A 19581-nucleotide genomic window follows, 5' to 3' on the forward strand; every position below is an offset into this window, starting at 1 on the left:
AATGACAGATCCCAGGTTGATAAGAGGCGGCGCCCTATTGGCCCGCGCCTTCAAAGAAAAAGGCGTAGAGCATGCCTTCACGCTAGCGGGTGGCTTCTGCAATCCGGCACTTGAAGGGTTCATGGAATGTCAAATGCCTGTGATCAACACGCCTCATGAACAAATCGCGGGGCATTTGGCAGATGGTCATGCTCGGATAACCCGTAAACCTGTGGTCTGCCTTGTTGGCCCTGAAGGATTTGCCAACGCCGTCCCCGCGATGCTGGAAGCCGGAGGCGAGCGCAGCCCGGTGATTTTTGTAACTGGCTCCTCAACGCTCAAACGCCAAGGCGCAGGGGGGTTCAAAGAAATCGACGATGTGGCAATCGCGGCGCCCTTGGTCAAATATTCGGTCCAGATTACTGACGGCGAACGGATCAGCGAATTTGTGAATCGCGCATGGACCGCAGCCACAACCGGCTACCCTGGCCCCGTCCATATTTCGCTGCCAGTGGACATCATGTTCTCATCATTCGCTGCAGACGCTGGGTTGGAAGAACGTCCGTTCAATCGCAGCGACCGCCCCGTTGCAAGAGCGTGGCCTGATCCCTCAGCCTTGGCTGTTGTTTTGGACAAGGTGAAGCAAGCCGAACGCCCCGTCATCATTGGCGGCCACGGCGTCTGGTGGTCAAAGGCCGAAGACAAACTTGAACAGGTCGGCAAGGCTTTGCGCCTGCCCATTTTCAATGTTCCCTACCATTCCAAACTTCTGGGCGAAGAATCCGAGGCCTACATGGGTTTGGCTGATTTCCATCAATATCATCCATCGAAACCGGCGATACACGAGGCTGATCTGGTGCTGATGATCGGCGGGCGCTTGGACAACCAGATGAACTTTGGCAATCCGCCGTTCTTTCCAAAAGATCAAACTCTCATCTGCATCAACGGTAGCCATGAAGAATTGGAATACAATCAAGCCGCCGATGAGGTGCTGTTATCTGACCCCGGTGCTTTCCTGGATGCCCTCGGTGGGGTGGGTAAAACCTGGCCCGATTGGTTCGATCTGCAACGAACCCGCCGTGCCGCTTGGGTTGATGAATGGTACGAACACATCGAAGCCGAGTCCGCCAAACCCGGCAAGATGCATCCGCTGCAACTCTCGCTGGATGTGCAGGACCAAATGGGCGACGAGGACTGGTTGATTTTTGACGGTGGCAACACCCATTTCTGGTCAGAAATCGCAGTCAATATGGCCGGATGGCGAGGTCAAAAACTGGGTGGCATCATGCATCCCGGCAATTACTCCCTGCTGGGGGTCGGCGTGTCTTTTGGCATCTCGGCCAAGGCGCTCAACCCGGATAGCAATGTAGTAGTCATTTCTGGTGACGGGGCGTTTCTTTCCGGTGGCCTTTCGATTGAATCCGCCTTTCAGGAAGGCCTGCCGATCACCATTGTCATCGACAACAACAACGGCCTTGATTGCATCAGCCAACAACAAGAACGCCTTTTCAAAAACGGAAAACACTTCGCAACTGATTTCCGGGATATCCCGTTCCATACAATGTGCGAAGGCATGGGCGGGCATGGGGAACTGGTCGAAACCCGCGACCAGCTTGCCCCCGCCTTGAAACGTGCGATGGCCAGCGGCAAGGTCGCAATCGTCAACGTCAAATGCCGCGGTGTGATCAGTCCGATTGTGGCCGCGACATCAGACAAGCGAGACAAGGCTTCGATAGAATAATGGCGATACTTTCCTCACACACTCTGAATGGCACTGATGGCACCCACGCGGGAGAAATTGCTGTGACGCTCACAAACCTGACCAGCGGCGCAGTCGTACTGAGCGCCGCGATGGATGCCGGTGGGCGGCTGTCTCAAGACATTCCGGCGGAACAGATTGACCCGAATGCGACTTACGAGCTGGTTTTTGACACCGCCAACTATTGGGCAGCGCGCAAAATCCCCGCCACTGTGAGCCAGATCGCCTTGCGGTTCACCATGTCAGACCCCGAGGGGGCATATCATATGCCGATTATTCTAAACCCCAATTCCTATTCAATGTGGATGTCCGCCTAATGGATGGTCTGAATATGTCTCGGCGCATCCGCCGCACCCCCTATACTGACCGTGTCGAACAGGCCGGCGTTCGCGGATTCTCTGTCGTCAACCATATGCTGTTGCCCAAGGCGTTCCAAACAACGGTCGAACAAGACTACTGGCACCTTCGGGAACACGTCCAGCTCTGGGACGTGTCTTGCCAGCGTCAAGTCCAGATCACGGGACCAGATGCCTCCACCCTCGTCCAATGGATGACACCGCGCAATATTGCGCGCGCCAAGGTTGGTGATTGTTTCTATATCCCTATCATCGACGCGCAAGGCGGGCTGATCAACGACCCTGTTATGCTAAAACTAGCTGAGGACTGCTTTTGGCTGTCCATCGCGGATAGTGACGTGTTGCTATATGCAATGGGTCTGGCGCTTGGCCGCGGCTGGGATGTCGAGGTGAGCGAACCAGACGTCTCGCCACTGGCCATACAAGGCCCCAAAGCTGAAGACCTTCTAGCCGGACTGTTTGGCGCCCATATTCGCGACATGGGGTTTTTTAAATATGGCTGGATTGACTTTCAGGGCACCAAACAATTGATCGCCCGCTCGGGCTATTCCCGCCAAGGTGGGTTCGAGATTTATTTGAACGGGGGGCATCTTGGACCAGCCCTGTGGGACGCAATCTGGGATGCAGGTCAGGCGCACCGCATCACCCCGGGTTGCCCCAACCTGATCGAACGGATTGAAGGCGGCCTTTTGTCATACGGCAACGAATTCACCCGCGAGAACAATCCGTTTGAGATTGGGCACGGCAAGTTTTGCGTCATAGATGGCTCGATCGACTATGTCGGCCGCGCGGCTTTGCAGAACATCGCAGCGAACGGTGTGGCCCGCGAAATTCGAGGAGTGAAGTTCGATGGTGGGCCTTGTCCGACCTGCTCAAAACCATGGCCTGTGATGGTTGGCGACACGCGCGTTGGTCAGATCACCTCTGCCATCTGGTCCCCGCGCCTGAAATGCAACGTTGGGCAATCCATGATTGACCGTGGTTTTTGGGACGCAGGCCAGTCGGTCACCGTCCACGCGCAGGACGGGACAGTGCGCTCAGGTCATGTCTCGTTGTTGCCCTTCGCCTGACCATTTTGCAGCGGCCCAGATCGCACCCAATGCGCGGACGGAAAGTTCCACGGCAACATCTTACTTTGGTGCTGCTGCCACAACTGCCTCTTTTGCAACAGCCTTTGCAAGTTCGCCTATCCGGCTGAAGACATCGACATTCACAGCTGCGGCGGAATACCTAGCCACTCTGAAGCGCGCGCACGATGCCAAGGACAACATGATCAGGCGCGTTGTTCCTTGGCTTCCTGACTTTGCACTGCTGCAAGCTCTGCAATGGAATGGTGGCACCTTATCGCATGGCCCTCTGTGCCATGCTGCCAAGGCGGCATGTCAGTGTCACAAATCCGCCCGATCTTGCGCGGACAACGGCGTTGGAACGGACACCCTTGCGCGGGCGGTGACAGCTCTACTACATCATCAGCGCTCAGCGTCGGAGCAGTGTCAGGATCAGGTTCCAATACCGCTCCCAAAAGAACCTCGGTATAGGGATGCGAGGGCGTGGCGTAGACATCTGCCGAGGGTCCCAATTCACATAATCGCCCCTGATACAGCACCGCAACGCGGTCGGATAGCGCCCGCACAACTGCGAGGTCATGACTGACGAAAACATAGGTCGTACCTTGGGTCGCCTTGAGACTATTCAGCAGGTCCAAAACGGCGGCTTGAACAGATACATCCAGCGCCGATGTCACTTCGTCACACAGCACAAGATCCGGTTCAGCGGCGAAGGCCCGCGCGATGGCAACCCGTTGCTTTTCACCGCCCGAAAGCTGGCTGGGCAAACGGTCCAGATAATGCGCGCCAAGACGGACCCGGTCCAAAATCTCGGCAGAGCGTTGATGCAGTGCCTCCCCGGTCAGCCCAAAATACAGCTTCAACGGCTGTTCAAGAATTTGCGCAATGGTTTGGCGTGGATTGAGGCTGTCATCAGGGTTTTGGAAAATCAGCTGAATCTTGCGCAGATGATCCGGGCTACGCTGTTCAACCTTTGGTGCCAAAGCACCGTCGCCGGCGACAGTGATATTGCCACCAGATGGCGGAAGTAGCCCCGCGATAGATTTGAGAATTGTCGATTTACCTGATCCGCTTTCTCCCACAAGGCCCAGTGTTTCGCCTTTTGCAATGGTAATCTCGATACCATCAACCGTAGCGACATGGTCGCCATGCCTTCTCAGGATTTTGTCGAGCAGCCCAGGTTGATTATAGCTGATCGACACGTCTCGCAAATGCAATGCAGCGGGTGCGTTTTCGTCAAAGGTCGCTGGAATTACGCCGCTGCCAACCAAGGACAGTTTATGCGCGTCCTGGTGATGAAAGCATCGCACGGCTTCGCCGCTCGGCAAGCTTTCAAGCTCAGGGCGACAATCGCAACATGCGTCCTGCGCCAAAGCGCATCGATCAACAAAGGAACAGCCGTTCCCCGCGCCTCCCGGCGACGGAGGGCGCCCGTCCAATGCAACCGGCAACCTTGGATCGCTGAGCTTTGGGATCGAGGCCAGAAGCCCGCGCGCATACGGGTGGATCGGCGCCTTCAGCACCTGTCGAGCAGCGCCTTCCAGCACGACCTCACCCGCATACATTACCACAACACGGTCACAGACCCGCGCAATCGCGCCAAGATCGTGGCTGACATAGACCATCGCCATGCCGCGATCCCGTGCGATGTCGCGGAGTAATTCAAGGATATGGGCTTGCGTTGTGACATCGAGTCCAGTGGTTGGTTCGTCCAGCAACAACGCGGTTGGTTCACCCGCCAATGCCATCGCGATTGCCGCGCGTTGTTGTTGCCCGCCGGACAACTCATGTGGAAAACGAGTCATGATCGCCTGTGGATCAGGCAAGCGCACTTGTCCGAGGAGTTCCACAGCCTTGGCGGGGTAGTGTTCTTCAGCCACCTCAGAATGCAGGCGCAATGCCTCAATAAGCTGCGCGCCAATCCGTAGGGTCGGCGTCAGAGATTGTCCCGAATTCTGCGGAATCAGCGCCAGTTCGCCGCCTCGAATTTTCTCAAGCTCGGTACGGGTGCGGGCGAACATATCTTGCCCCTGAAAAGTGACCGACCCCTCGAGCAACTTCAACCCTCGTTTCAGATAACCCATAGCAGCGAGCGCGAGCGTAGATTTACCCGACCCGCTCTCACCAACGATGCCGATGCTTTCGCCGGCATTCACGGTCAAATCAATGTTGCGCAGCACGGGTAACGTTGCGCCGGACATGCCCTTAAATCCTACCGAAATGTTTCGGATTTCTATCAATGGTGTCGTCATACTGGTGCCTTTTGCGCACGATCGATGCCAAGGGCTTTGGCTAAAGCGTCTGCAGTTAGATTGATCCCGATGATCAATGAAGAAAGTGCGATAACAGGCCCCAGAACGCCCCAGGGCGCAAAGGACATGAACCCGCGCGCATCGGCAATCATCAGACCCCAATCAGGTGTTGGCGGCGACACGCCAAAACCAAGGAAAGACAGGGATGAAAAGGCCAGCAACATCCACGACCAGCGCATCGCACCTTCGACCATCAACGTGTCCAATACATTAGGCAGCAATTCATGGCGGATAATCGTCAGGCGGCTGTGCCCACGCGCCCTTGCGGCTGAAACAAAATCGCGTGCAACAACGTCATGTGTCGCAGCGCGGGCAATGCGGATCACTGGTATGCCGTAAAAGAAGGCTAGCGTCGGGATCAAAACCTCGATGCCCGTGCCGAATGTCACAATCAACACCAACATCTTCAAAATCCACGGCAAAGAAAGGAAGGCATCCACAACACGCATCAGAACCTCATCCACGCGCCCGCCAACCAGCCCAAAAAAGATGCCAAAAAGCCCTCCCCATGCGACCGCTATTGGAGTTGCGATGCCTGTAACCAGCAGCGCCTCGCGCCCGCCCAGCAAGACGCGGGTAAACACATCGCGGCCGAGATGATCCGTGCCCAACCAATGGCTAGCCTCTGGCGCTGTGAGCATCATCGCACTGTTCATCGCCTTGTAGTCATAGGGCACAATCCACGGGCTGACCAAGGCCAGCACAACATGGAATACCACCAAGAACAGACCAATCGCACCTGAGGGACGCGAGACAACATCTCGCAACACCGAAAGGATTCGCATCAAACGAGTGTTTTGCCGTGGAACTACTGCTGTAAGGGTCATCCGCGCCTCATATGCAATGTGCGTAGCCGGGGGTTGGCAAACATGGTCAGGATATCGGCAGATAGGTTCACACAAACGTAAACCGTTGCGACGATCAGGGCGATGGCCTGCACAACCGGCAAATCGCGGTCCGAGATGGCGTCAATCATCATCCGGCCCAAACCGGGGTAGTTGAACACGACTTCGATCACGACGACCCCGCCCAGAAGCCAAGCAATCGTCAGGGCCACAACATTGATCGCAGGTAACAAAGCGTTAGGCAAAGCATGTCTGAACACGATACGCCAGTACGGCACACCCTTCAGCGTCGCCATTTGAATGTAGTCGCCCGCCATCACCTCGATCACTGATGATCGGACCATGCGGAGGATATGCGCAGTCATCACCATTGTGAGCACTGAAACGGGCAGAATGATTTCGGGGAAAAACTCTGAAGCCGGCGCATTCGCCGAGGTCAATACAATGCCTGGCAGCCATCCCAACCAGACCGAGAAGACAAGGATCAACACTGTGGCTGAGACAAACTCAGGTATGGTCATGGCAAAAATCGCCAGTGTCGAGATCGTCAGATCTACGGGTCGGTCGCGCCAAAGTCCTGTCACAACGCCAAGAAAAATCGCCAATGGGACGCCTAAAGCGAGGGAACAGGCGGCCAACAAAAGTGAGTTCTTAAGGCGGCTCCCAACCAACTCAGCGATGCTCTTTTCACCATTGGCAGACACGCCCAAGTCACCACGGACTGCACTGGTGGCCCAGTCAAGGTAGCGTTCAACCGCGGGGCGGTTCAGACCCTGCGCCTCACGACAATTTTCCAGCAGTTTACCTTTGGCCTCGCGCTCCAAAAACGCGGTGCAACTGTCGCCTGGCAACATTTCAACGCCTGCGAAAATGATCATTGAAACGATCCAGACCGTGACAATGCCCAAAAACAATCGACGGAGCAGCATGGCAAGCATTGATCAAAACCTGACTGTTTGGAAAAGACGGGGCGTAAGGATACCCTCACGCCCCTTTTCGTTGGTTATGCCAAGATTGCAGTTACTCGACCGTGATCATATGCCAGCGGACAGCATCATTCTTGACCTCATCAAGGTTCGAAACCCGCGACGATACCCCGACAAGCCTTGTCACTGTGTAGGGGATAAGCGTTCCAGACGTCTCAAGCAGATGCTCTTGGGCCGCGACATAGATTGCGCGACGTTTTTCGAAGTCCAGTTCGCGGCGTGCATCTGCCAACATTGCGTCAAATGCCTCGTCCTTGTAGTAGCTCTCGTTCCATTTGGCCGTCGAGAGGTAGATCTCGTGCAGCGCTTGGTCCGCAGGACGCTCGTTCCAGCGGGTCGCGGACACGTCCTTCTTCATCCATACCTCCGACCAGTAACCATCGGTCGGCGCTTGCACCACGTTAACGCGGATGCCTGCAGCTGCGGCCTGCTCCTGATAGGCGACGGCAAGCGTGGGCCATGTCGGCTCCAGAGTCGAGACATGGACATCAATGTCGATGCCATCCGGGTATCCTGCTTCGGCCAGCAGCGCCTTGGCTTTCTCGATGTCCTGCGGGCAGCTCAGGTCAGCACGATACTGGTCGTTTGGTTCGACGGGAGTATCACAGGACACGATGCCTTCGCCGCCCAGAACCAGCGCGACCAACTCTTCCCGATCGGCGGCCATTCGCACCGCCTGACGAACGCGGATGTCATTGAACGGCTCCACGTCAGTGCGGAATACAAGGCCACGCCAGTTCCCTGTGGGAATGGTCTGAACCGTGAAATTGTCAGAACTGGTCAACATAACCCGCTGTTGAGCGGTGATGCCGCGCTCCATATCAATCTGACCACCCAAAAGCGCCTGCAAACGGGCTTGGCCGTCGGCGATACCGATGATTTCCATACGCGCCACACCGGGTGCGCCTTCCCAATAATCGGGATTGGCTACCAGCACAGTGGTGCCCTCGGGATCAAAGGTCTCGACCATAAAGGGGCCAGTGCCATTGCCGGATACTGCGATATTATCACCAGACCCTTCGTTCAGCATCCGGAGGCGGTAGTCCATCAACTGCAAGGGCATGTCTGCGAAAGGCGTGTTCAGTGTGAATTGAACAGTCATGTCGTCGAGCGCCTCAACGCCAGTGATCATCTGTACTGCTGAACGCGCCGGGCTGTCACTTTCGGGATCAAGCACGCGGTTGATCGAATAGACCACATCATCCGCTTCAAATGTAGAACCATCATGGAACGTCACACCGTCGCGAAGCTTGAAGGTCCAAACCGTCGCGTCCTCATTTGCTTCCCAGCTGGTCGCCAGATCTGCTTGCGGCCTGCCATCCAGACCGGGACGGACAAGGCGGCTCATGATCTTCTCGGTGATCTGGAACACACGTCCTTTCGAAATCGGGTCCAAGCTGGATTGTGCGCCAAAGCCAAGCTCGTGCGCCTGACGGAACGTTCCGCTTGGTTCGGCCGACGCAATCCCTGCGGACAGCGCAATCACCGAAGCCATCGTGATCAGTTTTCTCATTTATCTTCCTCCCATTTGTCGCGCAGCTTTGTTGCTGTCGCTTTGACAAGATGTTCCGCCTGGCGCTCGCTCATCGACAAGCACAAATTGGGCTACTGATAGATATGAAAAACAATATCCATCACTGTTTTTCGGCACACATCATCCAACAAGTCTTTTCGCTTTACAGTCTCAGAACAAATACAGTTCTTTGAGGATTCCATTTGTAAAGAACATGAAAAGGGCAGCGTGCGAGGCATCAACTGGCTCTGCGCATGCCCAAGATGCTATCGCGCAAGACCGGATCCGGCGCCAATTATCGTCTTCGTTTCATTCCTCCCCTAGGCGCCGCTTGTTCAAACTCATTCGGCGCGTACCGCTGAAATCAATTGTCGAGCGGGCGGGTGCGTTCCGTCAAATGTAAAAAAAGCGCTCCATAGATAAAAAAATCGCCATCTATTCTCGACCGAAAGCTGTGTTGTAAAATAGAAATTTAGTTGGGATCTGTATAAGAGCATCGAGTAATTGAGGGCACTGCCGGTGAAAAAAGCAGGAAAAATCATTGCGATTGGCGGCGGGGGCTTCACGCATGGGCTCGATCCCACCTTGGACGACTTCTGCCTCGACTTTGTTCCGCCGCAACCCAATGTGGGTTTTGTCGGGCTTGCCAGCCTTGAGTCCGAAGAAAAAATTGAACGTTTTTACGACCGTTTTGGTGGATCTGCCGCATCGCTCTCGCATTTGTCGCACGACGCATCAGCGACAGAGTCGAAACTCTGGCTCGCTGGCAAGCATCTCGTCTATTTCGGCGGCGGCAACACCGCCCACCTCATTGCACAGCTCAAAAGCAGACACCTCGCTCAGCTTTTCAGGCACGCAAATGCCGACGGCCTTGTGATTGCGGGAGTAAGTGCCGGTGGCGTCTGTTGGTTTGATTGGGCGCTCTCAGATTCAGGCGGCAAGGGCTACGCGCCGCTAGCGGGGCTAGGATTTGTGGCGTCAGGTGTATGTCCTCATTATAGCGAAGAACATCAACGCGCGCCCGTGTTTGAACGGCTGATCACGGAAGACCCGACCCTTTCAGGCTACGCCATAGACGATGGTGCCTGCCTTGTTGCGCAGTCAGGCAAGGCGGTTGGATCATTCTCAGCGCGCGAAAATGCGGCGGTGCATTTCGTAGAAAATGTCAAAGGCACAGCTACATCTCGCAAGCTTGCACCCTACAGCTTTAATAGCTGAACCGCCCGTCAGCTTTGCATAAATTGGCGAGCCTGCTCTTCTATCCACTCGCAAACAATGCGCAGCTCTTTACGCTTTCGTGCTTCATTGCGTGTCAACAGATAGAACGCGCGGCTCGGAGCCAGATCAATCGCGAATGGCTTTGCAAGTTGGCCCTTCTCCACATCACCATCCATCAATGGAAACACCCCAAGCGCAACACCCTGCCCGTCTTTCACCGCGCGCTGAACCATGTTTGAATCCACGATGACAACTTCGCTTTCGGGCTGAAGGTTTGGGCAGCCAGCCTGCGCGAACCAGTTACGCCATTCGCTGCGGTCGTGTTGATGAATTATGGGCCAATTGACTAGGTCAGAGGGCTGAGAAAGCATCCCGCCCTGTTCAAGGAGCTGCGGGCTCACAATGGGCGAATAACACACATCCATAAGCTTCGTAGCTTCGAGCTTTTTCCAATCCCCCATACCCCAGTCAACAGCTATATCGGTTGTCATTTGCGCAGCACTCGTGATGCGCCCGCCATGGTGCACGATAAGTTCGATATTGGGGTGTTCTTTGGCCAGCTTTGACAATCGTGGCCCAAGCCAGCGCGAGCCAAAAATCGGGCCCACAGCGATCGTCACAGTTCTGCGGCTTGCACCGGAATGCAGCTCCACTTCCGCCCGAATATCTTCAAATGCGCGCGACAACACCTTGGCCAGCGAGCGGCCCGCGTCCGTAAGATCCACAGCACGGGTATGCCGGTGAAAGAGTTTGCAGCCCCAATCTTTCTCTAGCTGCCTGATCTGGTTGCTTACAGTTGTAGCACTGACAAGTAGCTCTTCGGCAGCATGCTTAAAGCTCAGATGCCGCGCAGCTGCTTCAAAAGTGCGCAGGGCCGTCAGGGGCAATCGTCTCGTCGGAATGGCCAAGGCTGCAACTTCATGGATAAAAATTTCATAATCTATAGGGTTCGCAAATCTCGTTTGTCAATGCCGATGAAAATCATGACTTTTTAGAAGAAACGCTGGTTGAGAGACACAGCACAAGTTTTGATATCGAGAGGCAAAAGTCCGTGAAGATTGCAGTATTCGGCGCAGGCGCGATGGGGTCTCTCTATGCTGCCCGCTTTGCAATGGCAGGCCACAGTGTTGTCGTTGTCGACCCTTGGGGGGCGCATATCGCCGCAATCAACGCCAGTGGTCTGCGCCTGCGCGGGCCCGATGGCGAGCATCATATCGAGGGCATCCAAGCGTCAGTTTCGCCAGATATTGCCGAAGCAGCCGAGCTAGTCGTCATCGCAACAAAGGCGTCCGCGGTTGGTACGGCAGCAAAGGCGATTGCCCCTCTCATTAGGGCTAACACAACGGTGCTGACGATTCAGAATGGCCTCGGCGCAGGCGCGCGAATTGCCGATCACTTGCCGCCAGAGAGCACGCTTCTTGGCGTAGCCGACGGCTTCGGAGCCTCGATGGTTGAGCCCGGTTTTGTGCAACACACGGCTATGAAGCTGATACGCCTCGGCGAAGTTAGAGGCGGCATGACACCCCGCCTCAATTCGATGGAAAAAACATGGCAACAAGCAGGTTTCAATGCCAAAGCATTTGACGATATCCACCAGCTGATCTGGGAAAAGCTGCTTTGCAATGTGACACTATCGGCACCTTGCACGGTCTATGATTGCACTGTTGGAGAGCTTCTTGCAAATGCTGAGCCATGGGCGAATGCGCTTGCTTGCACACAGGAGGCCTATGCCTGCGGGCTGGCCGAGAACATCCGCTTCTCGTTCGATGATCCAATCGACTACGTCACCAAATTCGCCGAAGTGGTCGCCAAAGCCAGCCCCTCAATGCGACTTGATCACATGGCGCGGCGTGCGTCAGAAATTGACTTCATCAACGGCGCGATCCCGCCGCTTGGGAAAAAGCACAATATCCCGACACCGATGAACGAAAAATTTTCCGCCGACGTGCGGCGACTGGAAGAAGCCTTCCTTGAAGATGCCTCATGAAAATCGCAAGTTTCCAACACGAAGGCCGCGCGCTTTATGGTTTGGTTGACGGCGAAAGCGTGCGCCCAGTCTCCGATGTTAATCTGGCGGTTTACCCAACGTTGCGCGCACTTCTTGACGCAGGAACGCTTGCGGACCTGCCGAGTTTATGCGCCTCAAAATCGGTGCCCCTCGCCTCTGTGCAGCTTTTGCCTCCTGTCCCTAACCCGTCAAAGATCTTATGCATTGGGTTGAATTACAAAAAGCCCTATCCCCTCCCCGGCACCACGTTTGACACCGACAATATTGTCATTTTCGGCCGGCATAATGACAGTTTCGTCGCCCACGGTCAGCCACTGGAAATGCCGGTTGGAGAAGCGGGGCTCAGCTACGATTTTGAAGGTGAAATAGCCGTCGTTATCGGCACGACCTGCCGCCATGTTCAACCTACGACCGCTCTTAATCATCTGGCTGGATATGCCTGCATGAACGAAGGGTCCGTCCGGGGCTGGCAAAAGCACTCGATCCATGCAGGTAAGAACTTCCATGCCTCTGGCGCTTGGGGCCCTTGGTTGGCAACAGCTGACGAGACTGCCCCGATCGAAGAGATGCGCCTTGTTACGCGCGTCAACGGAACTGTCATGCAAGAGACAACTGGGGCGCAAATGATCCACAATCTGCCAAAGCTGATTTCCTATCTGTCGCACATCACCCAGTTAAACCCAGGAGATGTAATCGCCACCGGCTCGCCCGATGGCACAGGCGGAAGTCGCACGCCAACCGCATTTCTAAAACCCGACGATGTGGTCGAAGTCGAAGTTTCGACTGTCGGCACACTCGCAAACCCCGTTGCCCACCCCCAGAACTGAGCAAGCAAGGACACGCGCGATGCACGCCTCTCTCAAGAAACTCCGCTTTTCTGTGAAACCAATTCCTGTCGAGGGCGATCGCCCCGTAGAACTGGCGCGCACGATGGCAGTTCATCCCCTGACCTATCAGGAGTTGCCCTATGACCCTGAGTATTCGCTCTATGCAGGCCGCCTAACGCCAGAGAAAATGTCAAATGCCACGCCTGATGAAATGTATTGGAAAGCGCGCCAGGAGATCATTTTTCGCCATACCGGCGAACATCCTTACCAAATTGCCGGACCAGATGCGCTAGCGCTCTTGCAGCGCATATTTCCGCGCGATGTGTCCAAGGTCAAAACAGGCCGTTGTTCCTATCAATTCGCCTGCTACGATGACGGAGGCATGATCACAGACGGCCTTTTGCTGCGTATCGCGGACGATGTATTCTGGTTTGCTCAGGCTGATGGCGATCTCTTCTCATGGTATAAAGCACACGCAATCGATCTTGATGTCACGATCAGTGATCCTGAAGTCTGGGTGAGTCAAATTCAGGGCCCCCGCTCCATGGAGCTTTTGGAGCATCTGCTCGACGGCGAAATGCCCAGCCCGTGGCGCTATTTTGATTGGGCCGAAGTCTCGATGGCCGGTGAAAAGGTGATTATCAGCCGCACCGGCTTTACCAACGAGTTGGGCTGGGAGATTTATTTCCGCCCCGAAAACAAAATCGAAATGCTCGGAGATCTGATCCTTGAAGAAGGCGCCAAAAAAGGAATGATCCTGACGGCGACGCCCGGTTTTCGTTGTCGCAGGATAGAGGCAGGCTTGCTATCTGCGGGTCAGGACTTCACCCCAGACACAACGCCATTCTCAGTTGGCTTGGGTAAGTTTATCGACTTTGACAGCGGCGATTTTATCGGTCGCGAGGCCCTCATGGTCGCCGACAAAACCTGCCGCAGTTGGGGCATGCGCGTAGAGGGCGGCATAGCCCTTCGTGGTGACACGCTGGAGCAAAACGGCAAGATCGTTGGCCGCGTCACCTCGAGCACTTGGTCACCGTTTCAAGTGTGTGGCGTCGGAATCGTCCATCTGACGGGAGCCGACCTCGGGCCAGGCGATATCGTCGATGTTCATTGCAATGATGGCAACCTGCACCGCGCTCAGCTGTGCACATTGCCGATGTATGACCCAAAGGGCGAACTTGTTCGCGGCATCAACACGACCATCCCCCGCGCGCCTGAGCCTTGGGCGGGCATCCCAAGTACCGAAAGGCTGGCGACTGCCACCTAACCCTTCACACAAAATTCAGCCGACATGGGAGCACATGCAATGTTGCGCGACGTGGAGCTATCAGATCGGTATGATCTGACGAAATCGTCTGTCCTTCTGTCGGGCACACAGGCCCTCGTGCGAGCGACATTGATGCAGCGCGCGCGGGATAAGGCGGCAGGCCTAAACACCGCAGCTTATGTCTCTGGCTACCGAGGGTCGCCGTTGGGCGCCGTTGATACGGCGTTTCAAAGCGCAGCGAAGCTGCTTGAGCCTGCAAACATCAAGTTCCAGGCAGGGCTGAACGAAGATATTGCCGCCACCGCGATTTGGGGAACACAACAAGCCGAACTTCGTGGCGAAGGGCTTTATGACGGGGTCTTTGGCTTTTGGTATGGCAAAGGCCCTGGCGTCGACCGCTCTGGCGATGTGTTGCGCCATGCAAACCTTGCAGGCTCATCGGCCTTGGGCGGTGTGCTAATTGCGGCAGGTGACGATCACACATGTGAAAGCTCCACCACCTGCCATCAATCCGAGCTCGCGTTGATCGACGCCATGATCCCGATCTTGTCTCCCGCCGGGGTTCAGGAGCTGCTGGATTATAGCATTCATGGTTGGGCCATGAGCCGATTTTCTGGCTGTTGGGTCGGGTTGAAATCAGTCAAAGACACCATCGAGGCGACAGCTGTTGTCAACGCCGACCCATCGCGTGTGAAACAGCAAATCCCCTCAGATGTCGTATTGCCAGTTGGCGGGCTAAACATTCGTCTGGGCGACTCGCCACAAGAGCAAGAAGCCCGGCTTCATGACTACAAGATCCCCGCAGCGCAGGCCTATGCACGCGCTAACGCATTGGATCATCGCGTGCATGGAGCAGCCTCGGCGCGGATCGGCATCGTCTCTTCTGGCAAGAGCTGGCTTGATACAGCGCATGCGCTGGAAATGTTGGCGCTCAGCGCGGCCGATCTCGAGCAAATGGGCGTCACAACCTACAAGGTCGGGCTCGTCTGGCCGCTCGACCAGCAGAACTTTCAAGACTGGGCCGCAGGTCTTGATACCATCATCGTGGTTGAGGAAAAGCGTCCTATACTTGAGCCGCAAGTGCGCGAAGCCGCTGCGCGCGCAACCGTGATTATCGGTGCCAAAGATACAAACGGCGATGTCCTTTTCCCCTCGAAAATGGATTTGAACCCCGCAAAGATTGCACTTGGGCTGGCGCGGGCCTTTGGTCAGAGCGGACTCGATATGTCCATGACGCTTCCAAAAATCGAGCGTTTACAAGAGCTCGCGCTGCACGACGCGCCCTCAGCTTTGATAGAGCGCAAACCATGGTTCTGCGCGGGCTGCCCCCACAGTAGCTCGACGAGATTGCCCGACGGAGCACGCGCCTATGCGGGTATTGGCTGTCATTACATGGCGCAATGGATGGACCGTGAAACCAGCGGCCACACCCATATGGGCGGCGAAGGAGCAAACTGGATCGGCGAATCCCAGTTTTCCAAACGCAGCCACGTTTTTCAAAATATGGGAGACGGAACCTACAACCACTCCGGCAGTCTGGCCGTTAAGGCTGCTGTCTATTCCGGCGCGAAAATCACTTACAAGATCCTCTACAACGATGCCGTAGCCATGACAGGCGGACAGACGCACGAGGGCGCAATGTCACCCTTCCACATCGCCGCCGAGCTAACCGCCTTCGGGGTTCGCAAAGTCGTTGCCGTCATCGATGAAAAAGAAGATGTCCCCGCCCTTCCCCCAAATGTGCCCGTCGTTTTGCGCAAAGAACTGGAGCGCGTTCAAAACGAGTTGCAAGCCATCGAAGGCGTTACCGCGATCATCTACATTCAAACCTGCGCAGCCGAAAAGCGCCGCCGCCGTAAGCGCGGTCAATTTTCCAATCCGGACCAGCGCGTGTTCATCAACCCAGCCGTCTGCGAAGGCTGTGGAGATTGCGGCAAGGCTTCCAACTGTGTCGCCATTCTGCCGCTCGAAACGCCCTTGGGGCGCAAACGCAAGATCGACCAATCAAGCTGCAACAAAGATTTCTCTTGTCTCAATGGTTTCTGCCCGAGCTTCGTTACCGTTTCAGGAACAAAACCAAAGGTTCAGCTTCCTTCCGAGCTATCGCTGCCTGATTTGCCCGATCCTGTTCTGCCTGCACTCGACGGCGTATGGAGCATCTTGATCACTGGGATAGGCGGAACGGGTGTTGTGACCGTTGGCGCACTCCTCACGATGGCGGCGCATCTGGAAGGTAAAGGCGCAGCAGAGTTGCAGATGGCCGGGTTGGCCCAAAAAGGCGGTGCAGTTTCGATTCATTGTCGAATTGCGCCTACACCCAATGACATCAAGGCAACTCGACTGGCCGTGGGGGAGGCCAACGCGGTCATAAGCGGCGATATGGTCGTCACTGGAGCGCAGAAATCACTTGAATTAATGCAGCGTGGCAGGACGCGCGTTCTGGCCAGTACACATGAGGCGATGACGGGTCAGTTCACCCTTGAGCCAGAGCTTCGTATTCCCCACGACCGTTTGCTGCAAGCCGTAGAAAAGCGTGTAGGCGCAGACGCAGTGCAAAGGATTGATGGCGTCGCAGCCTCCAAGCAGTATTTGGGCGATAGCATCTATAGCAATGTCCTGCTCCTGGGCGCCGCGTGGCAAGCGGGCCTTATCCCCCTGAGCCGCGAAGCTCTCCATATGGCGATTAGGCTCAACAGGGCAGGCGTTGAAGGCAACATGCGCGCCTTTGAAATCGGTCGCTGGATGATTGCCGCCCCTGCCCAGCCAAAGCCAAGCTTGTTGACAGCGTCATCAGAAGAAAACCGGCTCGAAAGCCTCGCAAAATTCCTGGTGGATTACCAAGGGCCCAAATTGGCCAAACGTTTTCTGACCCTCGTTGACCAGGCTGCACAAGCCGAAAAAGCAAAGCGGCTTAACGGTTTTTCAGAGGCCGTCGCCGAAGGCTACTTCAAGCTTTTGTCCTATAAAGACGAGTATGAGGTCGCACGGCTCCACAGCAAATTTTTGGATGACGCTCTCGCTCAAGAGTTTGAAACCGTTGGCAAGATAAAGTTCCATCTCGCACCACCAATTTTTGCACGCAAAGACAAAGCTGGCCATCCGATCAAAACAGAATTTGGTCCATGGATGCGACCTGCCTTCCGTTTGTTGGCAAAGCTCAAGATTTTGCGTGGTACGATGTTCGATGTTTTCGGCTTCACGTCAGAAAGGCAATTCGAGCGACGTTTGATCGAAGCCTATGAGCGAGATATCATCGCAATCTTTCAAAGGCTCTCCGTCGATAATTTACATGACGCGATTGCGCTCGCAAAACTGCCCACAATGATCAAAGGCTTTGGGCATGTGAAACAGGCGAACGCCGAGCGCGCCGCGCTGGAAAGGGCCCGCCTAATCGCTCAATTCCACACCCAAAAGTGACTGTCTAAGCAGTGTTCGCATATAGCGCCCTTCGCCATAAAAGATCGATGGTGAAAGGGCGGCCTCGGTCACGCCGTCGGTGCAGGTCGGGCAGACTGAATCCGGGGGGGCGCGGTGACCATGATGCGCAACTGAACTGGCACGACATACTTGGCACCCTTAGTTCAACTTGGGTTAATGCGTATGGGAGAAGCCAGCGGCCTTAGCACGCACACCGGACCTATCCCATGACGGAAGCGGTCGGGATTGGCAGCCATCATCCGGCCAAAACATCCCGTTTCAATATGCCTCATTATCACAGAGCATCACTGTGCGCCGCTGACTAGCAATGATTTCGTCTTTCGGGGGGGCTCGGAAAAGGTTGACATCGCGTGGCCAGAGCAATGCGCCATAGCAAACATCCCCACGCAACATGGGGTCAGCATTTCTTTCGAGAGTTTATATTTGGTTGCGGGGGTAGGATTTGAACCTACGACCTTCAGGTTATGAGCCTGACGAGCTACCGGGCTGCTCCACCCCGCGTTGGGTATTGGGGTATCGTTAAGAGAGATCTGAGGACTTTTCTAGGTCTGGCGGTGACTTACTCTCCCACGTCTTAAGACGCAGTACCATCAGCGCGACGGCACTTAACTGCCGAGTTCGGAATGGGGTCGGGTGTTTTGCTCGTGCTATAGCCACCAGACCAAGGAAAGTCCTCATTTTTTAAGTCAAGTTTACTGTATTGTGTGTGTATGCTTTTGATTTGAGTAACGTCTTGTTGTTACTGGATCAAATCAAGCCTATCGGACCATTAGTACCGGTCAACTGAACGCATTGCTGCGCTTACATCTCCGGCCTATCGACGTGGTGGTCTACCACGGTCCTCAAGGGATACCTTGTTTTGAGGGGGGCTTCCCGCTTAGATGCCTTCAGCGGTTATCCTGTCCGATCATAGCTACCCTGCACTGCCGTTGGCACGACAACAGGTCCACCAGTGGATCGTTCACCCCGGTCCTCTCGTACTAGGGGCAACTCCTCTCAAGTATCCTACACCCACGGAAGATAGGGACCGAACTGTCTCACGACGTTCTAAACCCAGCTCACGTACCTCTTTAAATGGCGAACAGCCATACCCTTGGGACCTGCTCCAGCCCCAGGATGAGATGAGCCGACATCGAGGTGCCAAACGATGCCGTCGATATGGACTCTTGGGCATCATCAGCCTGTTATCCCCGGCGTACCTTTTATCCGTTGAGCGATGGCCCTTCCACGCGGGACCACCGGATCACTATGGCCGTCTTTCGACTCTGCTCGACTTGTCAGTCTTGCAGTCAGGCTGGCTTCTGCCATTGCACTCAACGAGCGATTTCCGACCGCTCTGAGCCAACCTTCGCGCGCCTCCGTTACTGTTTGGGAGGCGACCGCCCCAGTCAAACTACCCACCACGCAGGGTCCCGGACCCGGATAACGGGCCGCGGTTAGACATCAAGCAGAACAAGGGTGGTATCTCAAGGGAGGCTCCACAGAGACTGGCGTCCCTGCTTCGAAGCCTACCACCTATCCTGCACATGTTGTGCCTGATGCCAGTGCGAAGTTGTAGTAAAGGTGCACGGGGTCTTTCCGTCTAACCGCGGGTAGCCTGCATCTTGACAGGCAATTCAATTTCGCTGAGTCGATGTTGGAGACAGCGGGGAAGTCGTTACGCCATTCGTGCAGGTCGGAACTTACCCGACAAGGAATTTCGCTACCTTAGGACCGTTATAGTTACGGCCGCCGTTTACCTGGGCTTCAATTCGGAGCTTGCACTCCTCCTTTTAACCTTCAGGCACCGGGCAGGCGTCAGACCCTATACGTCGTCTTGCGACTTCGCAGAGCCCTGTGTTTTTAGTAAACAGTCGCCACCCCCTGGTTTGTGCCCCCAGCTCCAAGTTGCCTTAGAACCGGGCCTCCTTCTCGCGAACTTACGGAGGTATTTTGCCGAGTTCCTTCAACATCGTTCTCTCAAGCGCCTTGGTATTCTCTACCAGTCCACCTGTGTCGGTTTAGGG

The 19581-nt window shown here is 55.5% G+C and carries 13 protein-coding genes, 1 tRNA gene and 2 rRNA genes (1 of these 16 cut by a window edge); 8 read left to right on the forward strand and 8 right to left on the reverse strand.

Annotated elements, in window-relative coordinates; genetic code table 11:
• Position 1: 1 nt before the first annotated feature.
• From AB1E42_RS11685 to AB1E42_RS11695, 3 genes are all read left to right on the forward strand, one after another.
• Positions 2-1720, forward strand: a complete 1719-nt coding sequence (locus AB1E42_RS11685) for a thiamine pyrophosphate-binding protein (RefSeq protein WP_368344417.1) — start codon at positions 2-4, stop codon at positions 1718-1720.
• Between the two features lie 62 nt (positions 1721-1782).
• Positions 1783-2055, forward strand: coding sequence for a hydroxyisourate hydrolase (locus AB1E42_RS11690; protein ID WP_368344418.1), 273 nt, complete (start codon positions 1783-1785; stop codon positions 2053-2055).
• A gap of 14 nt (positions 2056-2069) precedes the next feature.
• Positions 2070-3164 carry a dimethylsulfoniopropionate demethylase gene (locus AB1E42_RS11695; protein ID WP_368344419.1) on the forward strand — a complete coding sequence of 365 codons (1095 nt, stop codon included), beginning with the start codon at positions 2070-2072 and terminating at the stop codon, positions 3162-3164.
• Positions 3165-3367: 203 nt separating this feature from the next.
• Here the strand turns inward: AB1E42_RS11695 and AB1E42_RS11700 are convergent, their stop codons facing one another.
• The 4 genes from AB1E42_RS11700 to AB1E42_RS11715 form a co-directional block, all read right to left on the reverse strand.
• Complete coding sequence (locus AB1E42_RS11700) at positions 3368-5413, reverse strand: ABC transporter ATP-binding protein (protein WP_368344420.1); 2046 nt, start codon at positions 5411-5413, stop codon at positions 3368-3370.
• Positions 5410-6300: an ABC transporter permease gene (locus AB1E42_RS11705; RefSeq protein WP_368344421.1), complete on the reverse strand. Its 891-nt coding sequence runs from the start codon at positions 6298-6300 to the stop codon at positions 5410-5412. The genes AB1E42_RS11700 and AB1E42_RS11705 overlap by 4 nt, the downstream gene beginning before the upstream one ends.
• Positions 6297-7196 carry an ABC transporter permease gene (locus AB1E42_RS11710; protein ID WP_368344422.1) on the reverse strand — a complete coding sequence of 300 codons (900 nt, stop codon included), beginning with the start codon at positions 7194-7196 and terminating at the stop codon, positions 6297-6299. Before AB1E42_RS11710 ends, AB1E42_RS11705 begins: the two co-directional genes overlap by 4 nt.
• 142 nt (positions 7197-7338) lie before the next feature.
• Positions 7339-8817: an ABC transporter substrate-binding protein gene (locus tag AB1E42_RS11715; protein ID WP_368344423.1), complete on the reverse strand. Its 1479-nt coding sequence runs from the start codon at positions 8815-8817 to the stop codon at positions 7339-7341.
• Between the two features lie 519 nt (positions 8818-9336).
• Between AB1E42_RS11715 and AB1E42_RS11720 the strand changes: the two genes are divergently transcribed.
• Positions 9337-10035: a Type 1 glutamine amidotransferase-like domain-containing protein gene (locus AB1E42_RS11720; protein WP_368344424.1), complete on the forward strand. Its 699-nt coding sequence runs from the start codon at positions 9337-9339 to the stop codon at positions 10033-10035.
• Positions 10036-10043: 8 nt separating this feature from the next.
• On the opposite strand, the gene AB1E42_RS11725 is transcribed toward AB1E42_RS11720, so the two are convergent.
• On the reverse strand, positions 10044-10943 hold the full coding sequence (locus tag AB1E42_RS11725; protein ID WP_368344425.1) for a LysR substrate-binding domain-containing protein: 900 nt from the start codon (positions 10941-10943) through the stop codon (positions 10044-10046).
• Positions 10944-11086: 143 nt separating this feature from the next.
• On the opposite strand from AB1E42_RS11725, the gene AB1E42_RS11730 reads away from it, so the two are divergent.
• From AB1E42_RS11730 to AB1E42_RS11745, 4 genes are all read left to right on the forward strand, one after another.
• A complete protein-coding gene (locus tag AB1E42_RS11730) occupies positions 11087-12022 on the forward strand; it encodes a ketopantoate reductase family protein (RefSeq protein ID WP_368344426.1) in 936 nt (311 codons plus the stop codon).
• A complete protein-coding gene (locus tag AB1E42_RS11735; protein WP_368344427.1) occupies positions 12019-12870 on the forward strand; it encodes a fumarylacetoacetate hydrolase family protein in 852 nt (283 codons plus the stop codon). The genes AB1E42_RS11730 and AB1E42_RS11735 overlap by 4 nt, the downstream gene beginning before the upstream one ends.
• A 103-nt stretch (positions 12871-12973) precedes the next feature.
• Entirely contained in the window at positions 12974-14137 is a 1164-nt protein-coding gene (locus tag AB1E42_RS11740; protein ID WP_368344428.1) for an aminomethyltransferase family protein, read from the forward strand.
• A 39-nt stretch (positions 14138-14176) separates the two neighbouring features.
• The gene (locus AB1E42_RS11745; RefSeq protein ID WP_368344429.1) at positions 14177-17554 is read left to right on the forward strand and encodes an indolepyruvate ferredoxin oxidoreductase family protein; all 3378 of its coding nucleotides are present in this window, start codon (positions 14177-14179) and stop codon (positions 17552-17554) included.
• A gap of 445 nt (positions 17555-17999) precedes the next feature.
• Here AB1E42_RS11745 and AB1E42_RS11750 read toward each other — a convergent pair.
• The 3 genes from AB1E42_RS11750 to AB1E42_RS11760 form a co-directional block, all read right to left on the reverse strand.
• Positions 18000-18076, reverse strand: a tRNA-Met gene (locus AB1E42_RS11750).
• A gap of 45 nt (positions 18077-18121) precedes the next feature.
• A 5S ribosomal RNA gene (rrf, locus tag AB1E42_RS11755) occupies positions 18122-18236 on the reverse strand.
• 87 nt (positions 18237-18323) lie between these two features.
• A 23S ribosomal RNA gene (locus tag AB1E42_RS11760) occupies positions 18324-19581 on the reverse strand (it continues 1576 nt past the right edge of the window).

Origin of the sequence: Pelagovum sp. HNIBRBA483 (genome assembly GCF_040931995.1) — a bacterium.
Classification (GTDB): domain Bacteria; phylum Pseudomonadota; class Alphaproteobacteria; order Rhodobacterales; family Rhodobacteraceae; genus JAEPMR01.

Coding starts and splice junctions, on each gene's coding strand:
- AB1E42_RS11685 (WP_368344417.1), top strand. CDS start 2: ATGACAGATCCCAGGTTGATAAGAGGCGGCGCCCTATTGGCCCGCGCC.
- AB1E42_RS11695 (WP_368344419.1), top strand. CDS start 2,070: ATGTCTCGGCGCATCCGCCGCACCCCCTATACTGACCGTGTCGAACAG.
- AB1E42_RS11700 (WP_368344420.1), bottom strand. CDS start 5,413: ATGACGACACCATTGATAGAAATCCGAAACATTTCGGTAGGATTTAAG.
- AB1E42_RS11705 (WP_368344421.1), bottom strand. CDS start 6,300: ATGACCCTTACAGCAGTAGTTCCACGGCAAAACACTCGTTTGATGCGA.
- AB1E42_RS11710 (WP_368344422.1), bottom strand. CDS start 7,196: ATGATCATTTTCGCAGGCGTTGAAATGTTGCCAGGCGACAGTTGCACC.
- AB1E42_RS11715 (WP_368344423.1), bottom strand. CDS start 8,817: ATGAGAAAACTGATCACGATGGCTTCGGTGATTGCGCTGTCCGCAGGG.
- AB1E42_RS11735 (WP_368344427.1), top strand. CDS start 12,019: ATGAAAATCGCAAGTTTCCAACACGAAGGCCGCGCGCTTTATGGTTTG.
- AB1E42_RS11740 (WP_368344428.1), top strand. CDS start 12,974: ATGGCAGTTCATCCCCTGACCTATCAGGAGTTGCCCTATGACCCTGAG.
- AB1E42_RS11745 (WP_368344429.1), top strand. CDS start 14,177: ATGTTGCGCGACGTGGAGCTATCAGATCGGTATGATCTGACGAAATCG.